This is a genomic window from Pseudomonas maumuensis (assembly GCF_019139675.1).
GTDB lineage: Bacteria > Pseudomonadota > Gammaproteobacteria > Pseudomonadales > Pseudomonadaceae > Aquipseudomonas > Aquipseudomonas maumuensis.
Map to the genome: position 1 here is coordinate 2,209,459 of NZ_CP077077.1, position 20,050 is coordinate 2,229,508.

Sequence of the window (20,050 nt, forward strand, 5' to 3'; positions counted from 1 at the left end):
ATGCTCTCAACGGAAGACCCAGAGAACCCGGGTCGTTCGGGCGGTCAGGTTGGCGTAGCGGAACTGGCTGTGGGGTGGCAGCTGGAAGCTGTCGTTGCGGCTGAGGGTGACGGCGTCATCGCGGCCCTCGAGCCACAGGGTCAGCTCGCCCTCGAGGACGAAGCCGCCTTGTTCCGAGCTGTCATCCAAGTGCCCCTCGCCACTGCTGGCGCCGGGTGCCAGGTGGCTTTCGAGCATGGCGAAGCGGCCATTGAGGGTCGGCGAGACCAGTACGTCGGTGACTCCGGCGGCGTAGTACAGGGTGCGTCGCTCGCCGGGGCGGGTCACCCAGTCGATCTCGCGGGGCGGCACGGCCTGATAGAAATAGGTGGTAGGTACGCGCAGCGCTTCGCTGATGGCGGTCAGGTCGGCCACCGTGGGCCGCGACAGGCCGCGTTCGACCTGGGAGAGGAAGCCCAGCGAGCGGTTGACGCGAGTTGCCAGTTCGTCGAGGGTCAACCCCCGATGCTTGCGCAGGTCGCGTACCTGGCGGGCGAGGGCTTGGATATCGTCAGACATGATCGCGCATCCTGTACCAGGCCTTGGCCGCCGCCTCCAGCGGCGCGGCCAGCAGGTCGCCACCGGGGAAGCGGCCGTTGTCGATGCCCTGGTAAAGCTTCAGCAGGTCGTCGTCACCGAGGATCGCGTCGCTGACCGCGCGTGCACCGGCCAGGGTCGGTAGTACGCCGTGGCCGGAAAAACCCTGCAGCCAGTAACGCTGACCCTGGCGCCCGATATCCGGCGTGCGCTGGATGCTGCAATCGATGTGGCCGCCCCAGGCATGCTCGATGGCGACCCCTTGCAACTGTGGGAACACCCGCTCCAGGTACGGCCGGGTGGCGCCGGCGACGTCCTTGGGGATGCCACCGAGGTACGTGCAGCCACCGCCGAACAGCAGACGGTGGTCGGGTGTCAGGCGGAAATAGTCGGGGACGAACTGGTTGTCGATCACGCAGCTGTTGTGTGGCAGCAGCGAGGCGGCGAAGTCGGCGTCCAGCGGCGCCGTGGCCACCTGGTAGGAGCCCACCGGCAGCAGGCGACGCGAGAGCGCGCGGTCGAGGCGGTCGATATAGGCGTTGCAGGCCAGCACCATTACGCGACTGCGCACCTCGCCCTGATCGGTGCGGGCGGCGAAGCCGTCGGCGTGTTCCTGGTAACCGATCACCTGGCTCTGCTCGTAGATCTGCCCGCCGTGCGCTTCGATCACGGCGGCCAGGCCTTGGGCCAGCTTCAGCGGGTTGAGGTGGGCGCCATTGGGGTCATACAGCGCGGCCTGGTAGCGGGGGCTGTCGATCCACTCGGGTAGCTCCTCGCGGCCGATCAGGCGCAGGCAGTCGTAGTCGAACTTCTCCTGTGCTTCTCGCCGCGCCTCCTCCAGCAGTTTTACCCGGCGCGGCAACACGGCGGTCCACAGACTGCCCAGGCGGTAATCGACGTCGAAGCCATGGCGCTGGGGCAGTTCGCGCAGCTCGCGGGCGGCCCAGCACATGCTGTCCCACAGGCGCCGGCTGCGCTCCAGGCCCAGGGCTCGCTCCAGCGGTGGCATGTCGCACGACCAGCCCAGCAGCGCCTGGCCACCGTTGCGGCCCGAGGCGGCCCAGGCCACCCGGCTGGCTTCCAGCAGGGTTACACGCTGGCCGGCCAATGTCAGGCGCAGGGCCGTATGCAGGCCGCTGAAGCCGGCACCGACGATGAGGATGTCGGTGTCGTGGGCGCCCTGCAGGGTGGGGCGCAAGGGGATGGTGGCGGCGTAGGTGCGGGCGTAGTAGCTGGCGACGTGCTGGGCGGATTGCTTGAACATGCCGGGGCCTCGTGAAATTTTTTCTGATTATTTTCATGAAAAAATAGCAGAGGATTTTCACAGCGCCAGTCGGGACGCTAGGTCGCTGTTTTGCGCCGGGGCTGCCTGGGCTTGCCAGCTGTGGCTTTGCCCTTCGCTGTGCTTTTGCGCTTCTTTTTCCAGGGCGTTGCAGCCTTGCCCGCCGCCGGCCCGCTGATGGTCAGGCGCATGCCGCTGCAACGTTGCACCAGCTTGCCCATCCACGCCGATTGCCGGGCGACGAACTCCTCGAGGCTCATTTCCCCGCTCTGCACCATGTCCAGCGCCTGCTCCCAGATCGCCGTGGTGCCGGGGTCGGCGATGGCCCGGGGCACGGCGTCGATCAGGCTGAAGGCGGCAGGCGTGGCCGACAGGGCCTTGCCGTTCTTGACCAGGTAGCCACGGTCGAGCAGGCCCTGGATGATGCTGGCGCGAGTGGCCTCGGTGCCGATGCCGGTGGTTTCCTTGAGCTTCTGTTTCAGCCTGGGGTCGTCCACCAGCTTGGCGACGTTCTTCATGGCCTTGATCAGATCGCCTTCGGTGAAGGGCTTGGGAGGCTGGGTCCACAGGTCCTTCAGCTGCAGGTCCCGCACTGAACAGTCCTGGCCTTCGCGCAACGCCGGCAGCACCTGGGCCGGTGGCGCCTCGCGGCCCTTGGCCGGGGTCAGTGCCTCGGGCAATGCCCGGCGCCAGCCCGGTTCGACGATCTGCTTGCCCACCGCCCGCAACGCATGGCCGGCACAATCGAACTCGGCCTGGGTGCGGTCGTACTCGTGGTTGGGCAGGAACTGCGCCAGGTAGCGGGCGCGGATCAGGGTGTACACCGCCTTGTACTTGGGTGGCAGGCGCGCCGGGTCGCTGGCGGCGGCGGTGGGAATGATGCCGTGGTGGGCGCTGACCTTCTGGTCGTTCCACGCCCGCGAACGGCGCTGTGGATCCAGGTAGTCCCGCAGTGGCGCGAGGCTGCTGTCGGCGCGCTGCAAGGCGGCGAGGATGGCAGCGGCCTCGCCATGCTGGCTGAGGGGCAGGTAACCGCTGTCGCTGCGCGGGTAGGTGATGAGCTTGTGGGTTTCGTACAGGGCCTGGGCGATATCCAGAGTCTCCTGGGCGCCGAGGCCGAGCTTCTTGGAACACAGCTCCTGCAGGGTGCCAAGGTCGAAGGGCAGCGGCGCGGCTTCGCGCACCCGTTCGGTGGCGATCTTCAGCACCCGGGCGCTGCCGGCGGCCTGCATGTCGGCTGCGGCTTGTTGCGCCATGTCCTGCTTCAGGCAGCGGCCCTGATCGTCGCAGGCGTCCTCGGGGGCGCGCCACTGGGCGTTGAACACGGCGCCCGCACTTTCCAGTTGCACGTCGATGGCCCAGAACGGCACGGGTACGAAATCGGCGATGCTGCGGTCGCGGTCCACCACCAGGCGCAGCGTCGGAGTCTGCACCCGGCCCACCGGCAGCACGCCCTGGTAGCCGGACTGACGGCCGAGCAGGGTGAACAGGCGGCTCATGTTCATGCCGATCAGCCAGTCGGCCCGTGAGCGGCCCAGGGCCGAATGGTAGAGACTGAACGTTTCCTGGCCGGGCAGCAGGCGCCCGAGCGCCTTGCGGATCGAGGCATCGTCCAGCGCCGACAGCCACAGGCGCTGGATCGGCCCGCGGTAACGGCAGTGCTCGACCAGTTCGCGGGCGATCATTTCGCCCTCGCGGTCGGCATCGGTGGCGATCACCAGTTCCCGGGCCTCGCCCAGCAGGCGCTTGACCGCCTTGTACTGGCTGGCGGTCTTGGGCTTGACCGTCATCTTCCATTTTTGCGGGATGATCGGCAGGTCTTCGAGGGTCCAGCGTTTGTAGCGCTCGTCGTAGCTGTCCGGCGGCGCGGTCTCCAGCAGGTGGCCGATGCACCAGGTCACGCAGACATCGGTGCCTTGCCAGCAGCCATCGCCCCGGCGCTGGGCGCCGAGAACCTTGGCGATGTCTTTTGCCTGGGAGGGCTTTTCGCAGAGAAAGAGGCGCATGGCCGAAAACGCTTCATCGTGAAAGTTGGCCCCTAGGATGCGCAAGCCAGGGCGCGCAGGCAAGTTTTATCTGTATGCATGTACAGGTTTTTTGCCCGCATCTTTGGCAGGGACGTCATCCCTTCGGGTTGGACGAGGTGGCAAATGCGTGCCAGCTTTGCCTTTCGCCCGTCAGTCGTGTCACCGGACGATGTCGCTGGGGTGTCCTTCCTACAAGAACAACAGGGATGTAAACCAATGCCCGTATTCGATTACCGACAGCTCGACAGCACTGCCTCCTCTGCGCTGTACAAGGACGCCATGGCGCTGGCCACCTACGCCTACCATGGCATCGACGATGGCTTCAGCGCCGGCTACCAGAAGTACGGCTTCGGCCTTGGCCTGCCGGCCACGCTGGTCAAGGCGCTGATCGGCGGCACCGACAGCCAGGGCGTGATCCCCGGCATCCCCTGGAACCCCGACTCCGAAGCCCGGGCCCTGGCCCAGGTCAAGGCCGCCGGCTGGTCGCCGATCAGCGCGGCGCAACTGGGCTACCAGGGCAAGACCGACGCCCGCGGTACCTTCCACGGCGAAGCGCCGGGCTACACCTCGGCGCAGGTGGAGATCCTCGGCCGCTATGATGCCGCCGGCCAGCTCAGCGGTATCGGCATCGCTTTTCGCGGCACCAGCGGCCCACGCGAGAACCTGCTGGGCGACACCATCGGTGACGCCATCAACGACCTGCTGGCGGCGATTGGCCCGGCAGGCTATGCCCGTGATTACGCCGGCAACGCATTCGGGCAACTGCTCGCCGACGTGGCGGCCTTTGCCAAGGCCAATGGCCTGAGCGGCGCGGATATCACCGTCAGTGGTCACAGCCTCGGCGGCCTGGCAGTCAACAGCCTGGCCGACCTGAGCGGCTCGCGCTGGGGCGGTTTCTACCAGGATGCGCGCTACGTCGCCTTCGCCTCGCCAACCCAGGCCGCCGACGCCAGCAAGGTGCTCAATATCGGCTACGAGAACGACCCGGTGTTCCGTGTGCTCGACGGCACCTCGGCGACCTGGGGCACCCTGGGCGTGCATGACGGCGCCAAGGCCTCGGCCACCAACAACATCGTCAACTTCAATGACCACTACGCGTCCGACGCCTGGAACCTGCTGCCGTTCTCCATCGGCAACATCGCCACCTGGCTGTCGCACCTGCCGACGGCCTACACCGATGGCCTTGGGCGTGTGCTGGACTCCTCCTTCTATCAGTGGACCAGCCGCGACTCGACCATCCTGGTCAGCAACCTGTCGGACGTGACCCGTGGCTCGACCTGGGTCGAGGACCTCAACCGCAATGCCGAGCCGCACAAGGGCAGTACGTTCATCATCGGCTCGGACAAGGACGACCTGATCCATGGCGGGCGCGGCAACGACTACCTCGAAGGCCGGGCCGGCAACGATACCTTCCGCGATGACGGCGGTTTCAACCTGATCGACGGCGGCGCCGGCCATGACACCCTGAAGCTGCAGGATGCCTTGGCCAACCTGAGCATCGCCCGGGATGGCGAAGGCACGCTGTACGTGCGCGATGCCGCGGGCGGCATCAGCCTGGTGCGCAATGTCGAGAGCCTGGTGAGCAAGGAGTCGAGCCTGCTGATCTTCAGCAAGGAAGTCAGTCACGGGGTGGCGGCGCAGGGGTTGTTCGAAAGCGGCAAGATCACCCCCTATGCGTCCTCGCTCAACGGCACCCAGGCAGGCGACCAGCTGGTGGCGGGCAACCAGGGCCAGTGGCTGTTCGGCCTGGGCGGTGACGACCGGCTGCAGGGAGGCGCCGGCAATGACGTGCTGGTCGGCGGCACGGGCAACGATGTGCTGTTAGGTGGCGGGGGGCGCGACACCTTCCTGTTCAGCGGCCATTTCGGCCAGGACCGGGTGTTGGACTTTACCGGCCAGGACCGGCTGGTGTTCATTGGCGTGGAAGGCGGCACCGCCGCGCCGGACTGGCGTACACATGCCAGCCAGGTGGGGGATGACCTGGTGCTGAAGTTCGGCGGGGACAGCGTGACGCTGGTGGGGATTGCGGGGCAGGGGGTTGGGGATGGGCAGATCGTGATTGCCTGATCCTGGGGCTGCGGTTCGTCGGCACGACAAGCTGGCTCCCTCAGGCAAAGCGCTGTTTGTGGGAGCAATTGTCGTGTGCTGTTTGTAAGGGCCTCATCGCTGGCAAGCCAGCTCCCACAGGGATGGCGCTTGGCTTGAGAGCGGCGCGGTCGGTGTGGGAGCCGGCTTGCCGGCGATGGCCGGCGCTAGCCGGCCCGTTGCTCAGGCGATCTCGCGCGAATCCCGAACCATGTCCACATGCGGGATGCCAGCCTCGAGGAACTCCTCGCTGACCACGCGGAACCCCAGGCGCTCGTAGAACGGCGTTGCATGCACCTGGGCGCTGAGCATCTGCTGGCTGAGGTCGCGGTTCTGCGCCTCGATGATCACCGCGCGCATCAGCGCATCGCCCACGTTCAGGCCGCGCCAGTCCTTGAGCACCGAGACCCGGCCGATGGTACCGTCAGGCAGCAGGCGGGCGGTACCGATCGGGTAGTCGCCCTCCATGGCCAGGAAATGCACGGCGGTCGGGTCCTCGGCGTCGAACTCCAGCTCCGGCGGCACGTGCTGCTCGGCGACGAACACGGCGCTGCGGATGCGGTGGATGTCGGCATTGTCCTTGTGCCAGTCGGCCAGTCGAACACTGATCTTATTCATCGGCGAATCCCAGGCTACCTTGCATGACCAGCTGTTGTACCAGCATCAGGCCGTCTTCGTCCTGCAGCCACTGGCCAAGGTTGTCGATGTGCAGGGCATCGGCGGCGCACACCAGCTTGAGCAGTTCGCGCAGTTTGGCCGGCAGTGGGCAGCTGCGCCCGCTGGCGAACAGCATCAGATCGTCGTTGAGCTCGGACCAGGCCATGCGTGCGCTTGGGTTGCGGATCAGCACGGCGCCCTGTTCGAGGTAGTTGATCAGGTCCTGCTCGCTCAGCTCCTCACCGACAACCTGTTCAGGGTAGCGCGGCTCGGTCATGAACTGGCCGAACCAGGTCAGCAGCAGGTCCTTGTCGGACATATGCTTGTCGATCAGCGCCTTGAGGCGGTCGAGGGCATCGTGCTGGATCTGGTGTGGGTCGCTGACCGGCTGGGCGTCGGCATCGCTGTAGCGCTCTTCATCCGGCAGGAACTGGCCGAGGAAATCGGTGAAGTGGGTCAGCACTTCGGCGGCGCTCGGGGCGCGGAAACCGACCGAGTAGGTCAGGCACTCGCTCTCGGCGACGCCGTAGTGGGCCAGGCGCGGCGGCAGGTAGAGCATGTCGCCGGGTTCCAGGGTCCACTCGTCGCTCTGCTTGAAGTCAGCGAGGATACGCAGGTCGGCGTGGTCGATCAGCGCGCTGTCGCTGTTGCACATCTGACCGACTTTCCAGTTGCGCGTGCCGTCGCCTTGCAGCAGGAACACATCGTAGTTGTCGAAGTGCGGGCCGACGCTGCCGCCGGGCGCGGCGTAGCTGATCATCACGTCGTCGATGCGCCAGCTTGGCAGGAAGCGGAATTCTTCCAGCAGCTCGGCAACTTCCGGGACGAACTGGTCCACGGCCTGTACCAGCAGGGTCCAGTCACGCTCGGGCAGGTCGCTGAAGGCGTCCTCGGCGAACGGGCCGCGGCGCAGCTCCCATGGGCGCTCGCCGTGCTCGAGCACCAGGCGCGACTCGACTTCTTCTTCCAGGGCCAGGCCGGCCAGCTCGTCGGCGTCGATGGGGCTGACGAAGTCAGGGAAGGCCTGACGTACCAGCAGTGGCTTCTTCTGCCAGTAGTCGCGCAGGAATTCACGGGCCGTGAGGCCGCCCAGCAGTTGCAGTGGAGTATCAGAATTCATGTTCAACCTATTGAAAAAACGTAATTTTCGTACGGGAATAAAAACGCCCGGCCAGGCCGGGCGTTGCACGCGACGGGCAGCTTAGATGCGTTTGGCCTGGGCCACCGCGTTGCCGATGTAGGTCGCCGGGGTCAGTTGCTTGAGCTCGGCCTTGGCTTCGGCCGGCATGTCCAGGCCGTCGATGAAGGTCAGCAGTGCGTCAGGGGTGATGCCCTTGCCACGGGTCAGCTCCTTGAGCTTCTCGTAGGGGTTCTCGATGTTGAAGCGGCGCATCACGGTCTGGATCGGCTCGGCCAGGACTTCCCAGCAGGCGTCCAGATCGGCGGCGATACGGGCTTCGTTGACTTCCAGCTTGCCGATGCCCTTGAGGCTGGCCTCGTAGGCGATGACGCTGTGGGCGAAGCCCACGCCCAGGTTGCGCAGCACGGTGGAGTCGGTCAGGTCACGCTGCCAGCGCGAGATCGGCAGCTTGCTGGCCAGGTGCTGGAACAGCGCGTTGGCGATACCCAGGTTGCCTTCGGAGTTCTCGAAGTCGATCGGGTTGACCTTGTGCGGCATGGTCGAGGAGCCGATTTCGCCGGCCACGGTCTTCTGCTTGAAGTAGCCCAGCGAGATGTAGCCCCAGACGTCGCGGTCGAAGTCGATGAGGATGGTGTTGAAGCGGGCGATGGCGTCGAACAGCTCGGCGATATAGTCGTGCGGCTCGATCTGGGTGGTGTAGGGGTTGAACACCAGGCCCAGCTCGTCTTCGATGAAGGCGCGGGCGTTGGCTTCCCAGTCGATCTGCGAGTAGGCCGACAGGTGGGCGTTGTAGTTGCCCACGGCGCCGTTGATCTTGCCCAGCAGCGGCACGGCGGCCACTTGCGCGATCTGGCGCTCCAGGCGGTAGACGACGTTGGCCAGTTCCTTGCCCAGGGTGGTCGGCGAAGCCGGCTGGCCGTGGGTGCGCGACAGCATCGGCACGGCGGCGTGGGTGTGGGCCAGGGTGCGGATCGCTTCGGCGATCTGACGCATCAGTGGCAGCAGCACTTCGTCACGGCCGGCACGCAGCATCAGGGCGTGGGACAGGTTGTTGATGTCCTCGCTGGTGCAGGCGAAGTGGATGAACTCGCTGACCTTGGCCAGCTCAGGCAACTGCGCGGCCTGCTCCTTGAGCAGGTACTCGATGGCCTTGACGTCGTGGTTGGTGGTGCGCTCGATTTCCTTGACGCGCTCGGCGTGCTCGAGCTTGAAGTCGGTGGCCAGGCTGTCCAGCACGGCGTTGGCTTCGGCGCTGAACGCCGGTACTTCGCCGATCTGCGGGTGGGCGGCCAGGCGCTGCAGCCAGCGCACTTCGACCAGGGCGCGGAAACGGATCAGGCCGAATTCGCTGAAAATGGGGCGCAGGGCCTGGGTTTTGCCGGCATAACGGCCGTCTACAGGGGAAACCGCAGTGAGCGAGGAGAGCTGCATGGGGTGTTCTCGGACAGTCAGGCTTTTGGAAGGGCGCATATCATACATGAAAAACGCGCCCGGGTCGGGTGGCTGACCAAAGGTCGGGCCATTTCGAAGCGTGTGGTATCTGGCGTGGTAGCGGCGGTGCGCCGCTACCACGGCATATTTCAATCGGCGGTGCGCATCATGCCGTACAGCTCGTTGAGCAGCTTGCGCCGACTGAGCACCAACTGCCAGCGGTGCCCGCCCAGTTGCCGCCACAGGCGCGCGGCGCGGATACCGGCCAGCAGCAGGGCGCGGATCTTCGAGGCGTTGCTGGCCTGCTGCAGGAAACGCATGTCGCCATGCACCTGGATTCGTTGGCGCAGGGTACTCAGGGTGTCCTGGTACAAGGCTCCGCTGGAGGCGATGACGTTTTCATGAACCAGGCCGAAATGCTCGGCCTGGGACTGGATCTGCGGCAGGCGGTTGCCGATGGTGTCGAGCAGGTCGCCACGCTTGTTCAGTTGCCGCTCAAGGCCCAGCATCGACAGCGCGTAGCGCAGCGGCTCGCGTTTCAGGCTGCTGGGGTCGCGCTCCAGGGCGCCGACCAGCGCCCGGTAGCCGTCGCGCAGGTTGAGGTCGTCGCCGCCGAACACTTCCAGGGTGTCCTTGGGGTCGACCACCAGCAGGCTGCCGAGCATGCAGCCGATATTGGCTTCGCTGGCTTGGCCGGTGCGGGCGATGCGGTCCACCAGCACGGCGGCCTGGAACACGCCGCCCAGGGCAATCAGTTGCTCCTGGAGGTTGTTCATGGGCGCGGGCTCCAGGGCTCGGCGACTTCGATCACGCCGCCGCCCAGGCATACCTCGCCGTCATAGAACACCACTGACTGGCCCGGGGTGACGGCGCGCTGCGGCTCGTCGAACACTGCGCGGTAGCCGCTGGCGGTCTGCTCCAGCGTGCATTGCTGGTCGCCCTGGCGGTAGCGCACCTTGGCGGTGAGCTTGCGCGGGCTGGACAGGTCGATCGGGTTGACCCAGAAGATTTCCGAGGCCAGCAGGGCGCGGGAGAACAGCCACGGGTGCTCGTTGCCCTGGCCGACCACCAGCACGTTGCGCGAAAGGTCTTTTTCCAGCACGTACCACGGCTCGTCGCCGGCGTCCTTCAGGCCGCCGATGCCCAGGCCCTGGCGCTGGCCTATGGTGTGGTACATCAGGCCGTGGTGCTGGCCGATCACTTCACCCTCGGTGGTCTGGATCTCGCCCGGCTGGGCCGGCAGGTACTGCTTGAGGAAGTCGCTGAAACGGCGCTCACCGATGAAGCAGATACCGGTGGAGTCCTTCTTCTTGGCCGTGGCCAGGCCGTGTTTTTCGGCGATGGCGCGCACCTCGGGCTTTTCCAGTTCGCCCACCGGGAACAGGGTGCGGGCGATCTCCTTGCCGCCGACGGCGTGCAGGAAGTAGCTCTGGTCCTTGTTCGGGTCCAGGCCCTTGAGCAGCTCGGTCAGCTCGCCGGTGTCGCGGCGGCGCACATAGTGGCCGGTGGCGATTAGGTCGGCGCCCAGGGACAGGGCGTAGTCGAGGAAGGCCTTGAACTTGATTTCGCGGTTGCAGAGGATGTCCGGGTTCGGCGTGCGGCCGGCCTTGTACTCCTCGAGGAAGTGCTCGAACACGTTGTCCCAGTACTCGGCGGCGAAGTTGGCGGTGTGCAGCTTGATGCCGATGCGGTCGCACACGGCCTGGGCGTCGGCCAGGTCTTCGCGGGCGGTGCAGTATTCGGTGCCGTCGTCCTCTTCCCAGTTCTTCATGAACAGACCTTCCACCTGGTAGCCCTGCTCCATGAGCAGAAGGGCGGAGACGGAAGAGTCCACGCCGCCGGACATGCCGACGATGACGCGGGTCTTGGCGGGGTCTTTGAGTGCTGGGCTGGTCATGGCTACCGGTGTGTATCAGAGGGGAAAAACGCCGATTCTATCAAACCGGCGTCAGTCGCGCAGCAGGTCAAGGCTGTGCAGCGGGCCTTTGAGGTAGTCGTCGAGGCAGCGGGGCACCAACTCGCTGCGCCAGCGCGACGGCTCGGCCAGCAGTTCGTCGCGGGTCAGCCATACGGTGCGGACGATGTCGCTGTCCAGGTCGCGGTCCTGGTGATGGCGCACAGGGCGGGCGGCGAAGCAGATGCGCTGGTAGGTGACGCCGTTGCTGGGGGCGGTGTACAGGTAGATACCGACCACGCCGGTGAGCTCGACTTCCCAGGCGGTTTCCTCAAGGGTTTCGCGCAGGGCGGCCTGGGTGATGGTTTCATTGGCTTCGAGGTGGCCGGCGGGCTGGTTGAAGACATGTTGGCCGGCCTTGAATTCCTCGACGAAGAGGAACTTGCCCTCGTGTTCGACGACGGTGGCGACAGTGATGTGGGGTTGCCAGGTCATTGGGGTTTTCCTTTTGCATGCTGGGGGCTGCGCAACAGACCCAGCCCCAGAAAGCACAAACCCCGGTGCGTGGCCGGGGTTTGTGTTGTTACGTCAAGCGAGCCTTACAGTGCGGCGATGGCGCTGTTCAGGGTCTGGCTTGGGCGCATTACCTTGGCGGTCAGCTCGGCATCCGGGGCGTAGTAGCCACCGATGTCGGCCGGCTTGCCCTGGACAGCGTTGAGCTCGGCGACGATGGTCGCTTCGTTTTCGCTCAGGGTCTTGGCCAGCGGGGCGAAGCGCGCCTGCAGGGCGGCGTCGTCGGACTGGGCGGCCAGTGCTTCTGCCCAGTACAGGGTCAGGTAGAAGTGGCTGCCGCGGTTGTCGATACCGCCAACCTTGCGCGAAGGCGACTTGTTGGTGTCGAGGAACTTGCCGGTGGCCTGGTCCAGGGTGTTGGCCAGGACCTTGGCGCGCGGGTTGTCGTAGGTATTGCCCAGGTGCTCCAGGGAAGCGGCCAGGGCCAGGAACTCACCCAGCGAGTCCCAACGCAGGAAGTTCTCTTCAACCAGCTGCTGCACGTGCTTTGGTGCCGAACCGCCGGCGCCGGTCTCGAACAGGCCACCGCCGTTCATCAGCGGCACGATCGACAGCATCTTGGCGCTGGTGCCCAGCTCCATGATCGGGAACAGGTCGGTCAGGTAGTCGCGCAGCACGTTGCCGGTCACCGAGATGGTGTCCTTGCCTTCGCGGATGCGGGCCAGGGAGAACTTGATGGCGTCGACCGGGGCCAGGATGCGGATGTCCAGGCCGGCGGTGTCGTGATCCTTCAGGTACTGCTGCACCTTCTCGATCATCACGCCGTCGTGGGCGCGGGCCGGGTCCAGCCAGAACACCGCCGGGGTGTTGCTCAGGCGGGCGCGGTTGACGGCCAGCTTGACCCAGTCCTGGATCGGCGCGTCCTTGGTCTGGCACATGCGGAAGATGTCACCGGCTTCGACGTTCTGCTCCAGGACGACCTTGCCCTTGCCGTCGACCACGCGCACGACGCCGTCGGCCTTGATCTGGAAGGTCTTGTCGTGGGAGCCGTACTCTTCGGCTTTCTGCGCCATCAGGCCGACGTTCGGCACGCTGCCCATGGTGGTCGGGTCGAAGGCGCCGTTGGCCTTGCAGTCTTCGATGGTGGCCTGGTAGATGCCGGCGTAGCAGCGGTCCGGGATCACGGCCTTGGCGTCCTGCAGCTCACCTGCGGTGTTCCACATCTTGCCCGAGTCGCGGATCATTGCCGGCATCGAGGCGTCGACGATGACGTCGCTCGGTACGTGCAGGTTGGTGATGCCCTTGTCCGAGTTGACCATGGCCAGGGCCGGGCGAACGGCGTACAGGGCCTGGATGTCGGCTTCGATCTCGGCTTGCTTTTCAGCAGGCAGGTCCTTGATGCGGGCGTACAGGTCGCCGATGCCGTTGTTGGCGTTGAAGCCCACCTGGCCGAGTGCGGCTGCGTGCTTGGTCAGTACGTCGCCGTAGAACTCTTCGACGATCACGCCGAACATGATCGGGTCGGAAACCTTCATCATGGTGGCTTTCAGGTGTACCGACAGCAGCACGCCGGAGGCCTTGGCATCGGCGATCTGCTCGGCGATGAAGGCTTTCAGGGCCTTGCGGCTCATGGTGGCGCAGTCGATCACTTCGGCAGCTTTGACGGCGGTCTTTTCTTTCAGCACGGTGGTGCTGCCGTCCTTGCCGACCAGCTCGATGCGCAGGCTGTCGTCAGCCTCGATCAGAGCGGCCTTCTCGCTGCCGTAGAAGTCGCCCTGGGTCATGTGGGCAACGTGCGACTTGGAGTCGGCGGCCCAGGCGCCCATCTTGTGTGGGTGCTTGCGGGCGTAGTTCTTGACCGACAGCGGCGCGCGGCGGTCGGAGTTGCCTTCGCGCAGGACCGGGTTTACGGCGCTGCCCTTGATGCGGTCGTAGCGGGCGCGCGATTCTTTCTCTTCGGCGCTGGCTGGCTCGTCGGCGTAGTCGGGGATGTTGAAGCCCTTGGCTTGCAGCTCCTTGATCGCGGCCTTCAGCTGTGGAACCGAAGCGGAAATGTTCGGCAGCTTGATGATGTTGGCTTCAGGGGTGGTGGCCAGCTGGCCCAGTTCCGCCAGGTGATCGCCTACCTGCTTCTCGGCGCCCAGTTGCTCCGGGAAGGCGGCGAGGATGCGGCCGGCCAGGGAGATGTCGCGGGTTTCGACGGCGATGTCGGCGCAGGCGGTGAAGGCCTCGACGATCGGCAGCAGCGAGTAGGTGGCGAGGGCGGGGGCTTCGTCGGTGAAGGTGTAGATGATCTTGGAACGGGTGGGCATGCGGGTTAACTCTCTATGTGCTGAGCGTACTCGAGTCTCGAGGTGCGCAGGGTAGGCGCTTCGCCCTGGCGACGCCATGAGCGGAAAGTCGAGAGGCTGCGAGCGGTGATGGTGGATGCATCAGTCGAGCGTCAAGTGCTGGGCCGCGGTAACGACCCAGGCTTTGCGGTCATTCATGACCAAGGGCGAGCCGCATTTTCCTAGGGTTCGCCCCGATGACCCTATGGTCGCGCCGGAGTATATCAAACCCTTTGGGCTAATCAGCAAGGCGAAGTGGTATCAGCGCATTTATAAGACCAAAGACGTAGGGGCAATGTGGCGTGTTGCCGCAGGCTGTCGGGGGATTTTCCAGTCCTTTTCCGGCTGTCGTGGCAGCGAGCTTGCAGGTCGGCAGATGTGGTTTAGGCTCAGTGGATCGCACGATTTCCAATCACACCAGGAAAAGCGGAGTAGTGCAGCATGGGATACCAGAAAATCAAGGTTCCGTCTGATGGTGCCAAGATAACCGTCAATGCAGACCATTCGCTCAATGTTCCCGACAACCCCATCATTCCCTACATCGAAGGCGACGGTATCGGCGTGGATGTCTCGCCGGTGATGATCAAGGTCGTCGACGCCGCCGTGCAGAAGGCCTATGGCGGCAAGCGTAAGATCGCTTGGATGGAGGTGTATGCCGGCGAGAAGGCCACCCAGGTCTATGACCAGGACACCTGGCTGCCCCAGGAAACCCTGGATGCGGTGAAAGACTATGTGGTGTCGATCAAGGGGCCGCTGACCACACCGGTCGGTGGCGGCATCCGCTCGCTCAACGTGGCGTTGCGCCAGCAACTCGACCTGTATGTGTGCCTGCGTCCGGTGGTCTGGTTCCAGGGCGTGCCGAGCCCGGTGAAAAAGCCAGGCGACGTCGACATGGTGATCTTCCGCGAGAACTCCGAGGACATCTATGCCGGCATCGAGTGGAAGGCCGGCTCGCCCGAGGCGAACAAGGTGATCAAATTCCTCAAGGAGGAGATGGGGGTCACCAAGATCCGCTTCGACCAGGACTGCGGCATCGGCGTCAAGCCGGTGTCGAAGGAAGGCACCAAGCGCCTGGTGCGCAAGGCCCTGCAATATGTGGTGGATAACGACCGCAAGTCGCTGACCCTGGTGCACAAGGGCAACATCATGAAGTTCACCGAAGGTGCCTTCAAGGACTGGGGCTATGAGGTGGCCCGCGACGAGTTCGGCGCCGAACTGCTCGATGGCGGGCCGTGGATGAAGTTCAAGAACCCTCGCACCGGCCGCGAAGTGATCGTCAAGGATGCCATCGCCGACGCCATGCTCCAGCAGATCCTGCTGCGCCCGGCCGAGTACGATGTGATCGCCACCCTCAATCTCAATGGCGACTACCTGTCCGACGCCCTGGCGGCGGAGGTGGGCGGCATCGGCATCGCGCCGGGAGCCAACCTGTCGGACACCGTGGCCATGTTCGAGGCCACCCACGGCACCGCGCCGAAGTACGCCGGCAAGGATCAGGTCAACCCGGGGTCGGTGATTCTGTCGGCCGAGATGATGCTGCGGCACATGGGCTGGACCGAGGCGGCGGACCTGATCATCAAGGGCACCAATGGCGCCATAGCGGCCAAGACCGTGACCTACGACTTCGAACGCCTGATGGATGGCGCGACCCTGGTCGGCAGCTCGGGCTTTGGCGAGGCGCTGATCAAGCACATGTAAGCGGGGCAAAAAAACCGGTCGCCTCTTTAATTAAAGGGGCGACCGGTTTTTTCGTTTACCGGCAGACAGGTCAGAGATCAGACTTCGACGGTGCTGCCTGGGTTCGTGGCGCTGGCCTGGATATGGCTTGTGGCGCTTCTGATGTCGGTCGCGTGCAGCCCTTTGGGGCCCTGGATGATCTCGAAGTTCACGGATTGGCCGGCTTTCAGCGTCTTGTAACCGTCCATCTGGATCGCTGAATAGTGGGCGAACAGATCATCGGTCTTACCGTCCTCGTTGATGAATCCGTAGCCCTTGGCATTGTTGAACCACTTGACTTTACCGCTTGCCATCCCTATGTCCCTCTGCAAAGGACTCCATCACTGGAGTATCATCCACTTCATCCGCATACGAACCTTGCGAGAAAATCTGGTTGACTGCGCGGATCTTTATCGACCACGGTGGGTTCTTATTGGTTGTAACACCGTTTTGCCGATAGTCAAGGTCAGCCGGCGCCCGCGCCGGGAGGGGCCTGCGCGGTCAACCCACAACCTTAACCTGTCGATCATGATGAAATTCTTTCCATGCATGTACTCAGTGAGATTCGACTAACATTCAATCAGGATCGCCCGCAGCCGCATGAGGACGGGCATGAGGACGATGGCGCGGGCCTTGCCGTCCAGGAGGCCAAGCCGATCCTGCAGGCGCCACCGATGTACAAGGTGGTTTTGTTCAACGATGACTACACGCCAATGGATTTCGTCGTCGAAGTGCTCGAGACGTTCTTCAATCTGAACCGCGAGCTGGCGACCAAGATCATGCTGACCGTCCATACCGAAGGGCGGGCAGTGTGCGGATTGTTTACCCGTGACATCGCCGAGACAAAGGCCATGCAGGTCAACCAATACGCCAGGGAAAGCCAGCATCCGCTACTCTGTGAAATCGAGAAGGACGGTTAATCGCCGACCACTTGGGTATGAGGTGAAGCTATGTTAAACCGCGAGCTCGAAGTCACCCTCAATCTGGCCTTCAAGGAGGCCCGTTCGAAGCGTCATGAGTTCATGACCGTCGAACACCTGCTGCTGGCACTCCTTGACAATGAGGCTGCCGCGACCGTTCTGCGCGCCTGTGGCGCCAATCTCGACAAGCTCAAGCACGACCTGCAGGAGTTCATCGATTCCACCACCCCGCTGATCCCTGTGCATGACGAGGATCGCGAGACGCAACCGACGCTGGGCTTCCAGCGCGTGTTGCAGCGTGCCGTGTTCCACGTGCAGAGCTCAGGCAAGCGCGAGGTGACCGGCGCCAACGTGCTGGTGGCGATCTTCAGCGAACAGGAAAGCCAGGCGGTGTTCCTGCTCAAGCAGCAGAGCGTGGCGCGCATCGACGTCGTCAACTACATCGCCCATGGCATCAGCAAGGTGCCGGGCCATGGTCCGAACACCGACAGCGACCAAGACATGCAGGACGAGGAGGGCGGCGAAGCGTCATCGTCTAGCAACCCCCTGGACGCCTACGCCAGCAACCTGAACGAACTGGCCCGTGCCGGTCGTATCGATCCGCTGGTTGGTCGTGAGCAGGAGGTCGAGCGCGTCGCGCAGATCCTTGCCCGTCGCCGTAAGAACAACCCGTTGCTGGTCGGCGAGGCCGGTGTTGGCAAGACGGCCATCGCCGAAGGCCTGGCCAAGCGCATCGTCGACGGCCAGGTGCCCGACCTGCTGGCCCAGAGCGTGGTCTATTCCCTGGACCTCGGCGCGCTGCTGGCCGGCACCAAGTACCGTGGCGACTTCGAGAAGCGCTTCAAGGCGCTGCTCGGCGAGCTGCGCAAACGGCCGCAAGCGATCCTGTTCATCGACGAGATCCACACCATCATCGGCGCCGGCGCGGCTTCCGGTGGCGTGATGGATGCGTCCAACCTGCTCAAGCCCCTGTTGTCGTCCGGTGAAATCCGTTGCATCGGCTCAACCACGTTCCAGGAGTTCCGCGGCATCTTCGAGAAGGATCGTGCGCTGGCGCGGCGCTTCCAGAAGGTCGATGTCACCGAGCCGTCGGTGGAGGATACCGTGGGTATCCTGCGTGGTCTCAAGGGCCGCTTCGAGAGTCACCACAACATCGAATACAGCGATGAGGCGCTGCGCGCCGCCGCCGAACTGGCCTCGCGCTACATCAATGACCGGCACATGCCGGACAAGGCCATCGACGTGATCGACGAAGCCGGTGCCTACCAGCGCCTGCAGCCGGAAGCCAATCGGGTCAAGCGCATCGATGTGCCGCAGGTCGAAGATATCGTTGCCAAAATTGCGCGTATCCCGCCGAAGCATGTCACCAGTTCCGACAAGGAGCTGCTGCGCAACCTCGAGCGCGACCTGAAGCTGACCGTGTTCGGCCAAGACGCGGCGATCGATTCGCTGGCTACCGCCATCAAGCTGTCCCGTGCCGGTCTCAAGGCGCCCGACAAACCGGTGGGCTCGTTCCTGTTCGCCGGCCCTACCGGCGTGGGTAAGACCGAGGCCGCTCGCCAGCTGGCCAAGGCCCTGGGTGTGGAGCTGGTACGCTTCGACATGTCCGAGTACATGGAGCGGCACACCGTGTCGCGCCTGATCGGTGCGCCGCCTGGCTATGTCGGGTTCGACCAGGGCGGTCTGCTGACCGAGGCCATCACCAAGCAACCGCACTGCGTGCTGCTGCTCGACGAGATCGAGAAGGCCCACCCGGAAGTCTTCAACCTGCTGCTGCAGGTGATGGACCACGGGACCCTGACCGACAACAACGGGCGCAAGGCGGACTTCCGCAACGTGATTCTGATCATGACCACCAACGCCGGCGCCGAAACCGCCGCGCGGGCCTCGATTGGCTTCACCCATCAGGACCACTCCTCCGACGCCATGGAGGTCATCCGCAAGAGCTTCACGCCGGAGTTCCGCAACCGCCTGGACACCATCATTCAGTTCGGTCGCCTGTCCCACGAGACGATCAAGAGCATCGTCGACAAGTTCCTCATCGAACTGCAGGCGCAGCTGGAAGACAAGCGTGTGCTTCTTGAGGTTACCGATGCCGCTCGCGGCTGGCTGGCGGGCTCGGGCTACGACGTGCAGATGGGCGCGCGGCCAATGGCGCGGCTGATCCAGGACAAGATCAAGCGGCCGTTGGCCGAAGAGATCCTGTTCGGTGAGCTGGCCGAGCATGGCGGTGTGGTGCACATCGACCTGCGCGATGATGAGCTGGTGTTCGATTACGAGACCACGGCTGAGGTTGCGTAAGGCTGGGGCCGCTTCGCGGCCCATCGCGGCTGAAGCCGCTCCTACAGGGTTGCGCGGTGCCTGTAGGAGCGGCTTCAGCCGCGATACGTTTTCACCAGGCACAAAAAAGCCCGGCACGATGGCCGGGCTTCTTTATGGCTTGAGCTTAGCGCGCACGGTAGGTGATGCGGCCCTTGCTCAGGTCGTACGGCGTCAGTTCGACGCGGACCTTGTCGCCAGTGAGAATACGGATGTAGTTCTTGCGCATCTTGCCAGAGATGTGCGCGGTAACGACGTGCCCGTTTTCCAACTCCACGCGGAACATGGTGTTGGGCAGGGTGTCGACGACAGTGCCTTCCATTTCGAAGCTGTCTTCTTTCGACATGCAGTAAAGCCCTCGGTATCCAGTGATGGCCCGACGCACAACTGCACCGGGCAAAAAAGTGGCGTGGATTATGCCCGAAAATTGTGTTTCAAGCCAATGCCTTTCAGTTGAGGGTGACCCAGCGCTGGTTGATCAGCAATTCGATGGGGCGGTATTGGGTCTTGTAGTTCATCTTCTTGCAGTTCTTGATCCAGTAGCCGAGGTACACGGCTTCTAGGTCCTGGCGCAAGGCTTCGGTGATCTGCCAGAGGATCGCATAGCGGCCAAGGCTACGGCGCTCTTCCTCGGGCTCATAGAAGGTGTAGACCGCCGACAGACCGTTGGGCAGCAGGTCGCATACCGCCACGGCCAGCAACCGGCCTTCCAGGCGGAATTCGTAGAACCAGCAGAACGGCAGGTCCCGCACCAGGAAGGTGGAGAACTGGTCGCGGCTTGGCGGGTACATGTCGCCGTCGGCGTGGCGCTGCTCGATATAGCGCCGGTACAGGTCGAAGTACTCTTCCTTGTAGGCCGGACGGGCGGCGGTGACGGTCAGGTCGGCGTTGCGTTTGAGGATACGTCGCTGCTGGCGGTTGGGAATGAAGCGCGCAGCAGGGATGCGCGCCGGCACGCAGGCGTTGCACTGCTGGCAATGCGGGCGATAGAGGTGGTCACCGCTGCGACGAAAGCCCATTTCCGACAGGTCGGCGTAGACGTGTACGTCCATCGGTTGGCTTGGGTCGAGAAACAGTGTGGTCGCCTGCTCATCCGGCAGGTAGCTGCAGGGGTGGGGTTGAGTGGCATAGAACTTCAACCGCGCCAGCTCTGTCATGA

General features: G+C 64.3%; 17 protein-coding genes. 4 read left to right on the forward strand and 13 right to left on the reverse strand.

Going from position 1 to position 20,050, the window contains the following annotated elements; genetic code table 11:
- Window positions 1-6: 6 nt before the first annotated feature.
- The 3 genes from KSS90_RS10175 to KSS90_RS10185 form a co-directional block, all read right to left on the reverse strand.
- A complete protein-coding gene (locus KSS90_RS10175; protein ID WP_217869260.1) occupies window positions 7-558 on the reverse strand; it encodes a helix-turn-helix domain-containing protein in 552 nt (183 codons plus the stop codon).
- Window positions 551-1,840, reverse strand: a complete 1,290-nt coding sequence (locus tag KSS90_RS10180) for an NAD(P)/FAD-dependent oxidoreductase (RefSeq protein WP_217869261.1) — start codon at window positions 1,838-1,840, stop codon at window positions 551-553. The genes KSS90_RS10175 and KSS90_RS10180 overlap by 8 nt, the downstream gene beginning before the upstream one ends.
- A 77-nt stretch (window positions 1,841-1,917) precedes the next feature.
- Window positions 1,918-3,864 (reverse strand): DNA topoisomerase III, encoded by a 1,947-nt coding sequence (locus KSS90_RS10185; protein ID WP_217869262.1) that lies wholly within the window; start codon window positions 3,862-3,864, stop codon window positions 1,918-1,920.
- A gap of 237 nt (window positions 3,865-4,101) precedes the next feature.
- On the opposite strand from KSS90_RS10185, the gene KSS90_RS10190 reads away from it, so the two are divergent.
- Window positions 4,102-5,952 carry a polyurethane esterase gene (locus KSS90_RS10190; RefSeq protein ID WP_217869263.1) on the forward strand — a complete coding sequence of 617 codons (1,851 nt, stop codon included), beginning with the start codon at window positions 4,102-4,104 and terminating at the stop codon, window positions 5,950-5,952.
- Between the two features lie 201 nt (window positions 5,953-6,153).
- On the opposite strand, the gene KSS90_RS10195 is transcribed toward KSS90_RS10190, so the two are convergent.
- The 7 genes from KSS90_RS10195 to KSS90_RS10225 form a co-directional block, all read right to left on the reverse strand.
- Window positions 6,154-6,588: a GNAT family N-acetyltransferase gene (locus KSS90_RS10195; RefSeq protein WP_217869264.1), complete on the reverse strand. Its 435-nt coding sequence runs from the start codon at window positions 6,586-6,588 to the stop codon at window positions 6,154-6,156.
- On the reverse strand, window positions 6,581-7,747 hold the full coding sequence (locus KSS90_RS10200; protein WP_217869265.1) for a ribosomal protein uL16 3-hydroxylase: 1,167 nt from the start codon (window positions 7,745-7,747) through the stop codon (window positions 6,581-6,583). The genes KSS90_RS10195 and KSS90_RS10200 overlap by 8 nt, the downstream gene beginning before the upstream one ends.
- 81 nt (window positions 7,748-7,828) lie before the next feature.
- On the reverse strand, window positions 7,829-9,199 hold the full coding sequence (purB, locus tag KSS90_RS10205; protein ID WP_046856178.1) for an adenylosuccinate lyase: 1,371 nt from the start codon (window positions 9,197-9,199) through the stop codon (window positions 7,829-7,831).
- 149 nt (window positions 9,200-9,348) lie between these two features.
- Window positions 9,349-9,975, reverse strand: coding sequence for a high frequency lysogenization protein HflD (gene hflD / locus KSS90_RS10210; protein WP_217869266.1), 627 nt, complete (start codon window positions 9,973-9,975; stop codon window positions 9,349-9,351).
- Entirely contained in the window at window positions 9,972-11,096 is a 1,125-nt protein-coding gene (gene mnmA, locus KSS90_RS10215) for a tRNA 2-thiouridine(34) synthase MnmA (RefSeq protein WP_217869267.1), read from the reverse strand. Before mnmA ends, hflD begins: the two co-directional genes overlap by 4 nt.
- 51 nt (window positions 11,097-11,147) lie before the next feature.
- Window positions 11,148-11,588 (reverse strand): NUDIX hydrolase, encoded by a 441-nt coding sequence (locus tag KSS90_RS10220; protein ID WP_217869268.1) that lies wholly within the window; start codon window positions 11,586-11,588, stop codon window positions 11,148-11,150.
- 104 nt (window positions 11,589-11,692) lie between these two features.
- Complete coding sequence (locus tag KSS90_RS10225; RefSeq protein WP_217869269.1) at window positions 11,693-13,918, reverse strand: NADP-dependent isocitrate dehydrogenase; 2,226 nt, start codon at window positions 13,916-13,918, stop codon at window positions 11,693-11,695.
- Window positions 13,919-14,377: 459 nt separating this feature from the next.
- Between KSS90_RS10225 and icd the strand changes: the two genes are divergently transcribed.
- The gene (gene icd, locus KSS90_RS10230) at window positions 14,378-15,634 is read left to right on the forward strand and encodes an NADP-dependent isocitrate dehydrogenase (protein WP_011533427.1); all 1,257 of its coding nucleotides are present in this window, start codon (window positions 14,378-14,380) and stop codon (window positions 15,632-15,634) included.
- Window positions 15,635-15,711: 77 nt separating this feature from the next.
- Here icd and cspD read toward each other — a convergent pair whose 3' ends face one another.
- Window positions 15,712-15,966: a cold shock domain-containing protein CspD gene (gene cspD / locus KSS90_RS10235; protein WP_217869270.1), complete on the reverse strand. Its 255-nt coding sequence runs from the start codon at window positions 15,964-15,966 to the stop codon at window positions 15,712-15,714.
- A 231-nt stretch (window positions 15,967-16,197) separates the two neighbouring features.
- Between cspD and clpS the strand changes: the two genes are divergently transcribed.
- Together clpS and clpA are read left to right on the forward strand one after the other, a co-directional pair.
- Complete coding sequence (gene clpS, locus KSS90_RS10240) at window positions 16,198-16,572, forward strand: ATP-dependent Clp protease adapter ClpS (RefSeq protein WP_217869271.1); 375 nt, start codon at window positions 16,198-16,200, stop codon at window positions 16,570-16,572.
- Between the two features lie 30 nt (window positions 16,573-16,602).
- Window positions 16,603-18,873, forward strand: coding sequence for an ATP-dependent Clp protease ATP-binding subunit ClpA (gene clpA / locus KSS90_RS10245; RefSeq protein WP_217869272.1), 2,271 nt, complete (start codon window positions 16,603-16,605; stop codon window positions 18,871-18,873).
- Between the two features lie 145 nt (window positions 18,874-19,018).
- On the opposite strand, the gene infA is transcribed toward clpA, so the two are convergent.
- Window positions 19,019-19,237, reverse strand: coding sequence for a translation initiation factor IF-1 (gene infA, locus KSS90_RS10250; RefSeq protein ID WP_002553999.1), 219 nt, complete (start codon window positions 19,235-19,237; stop codon window positions 19,019-19,021).
- A 103-nt stretch (window positions 19,238-19,340) separates the two neighbouring features.
- The gene (locus KSS90_RS10255; protein ID WP_217869273.1) at window positions 19,341-20,048 is read right to left on the reverse strand and encodes an arginyltransferase; all 708 of its coding nucleotides are present in this window, start codon (window positions 20,046-20,048) and stop codon (window positions 19,341-19,343) included.
- Window positions 20,049-20,050: the final 2 nt, after the last annotated feature.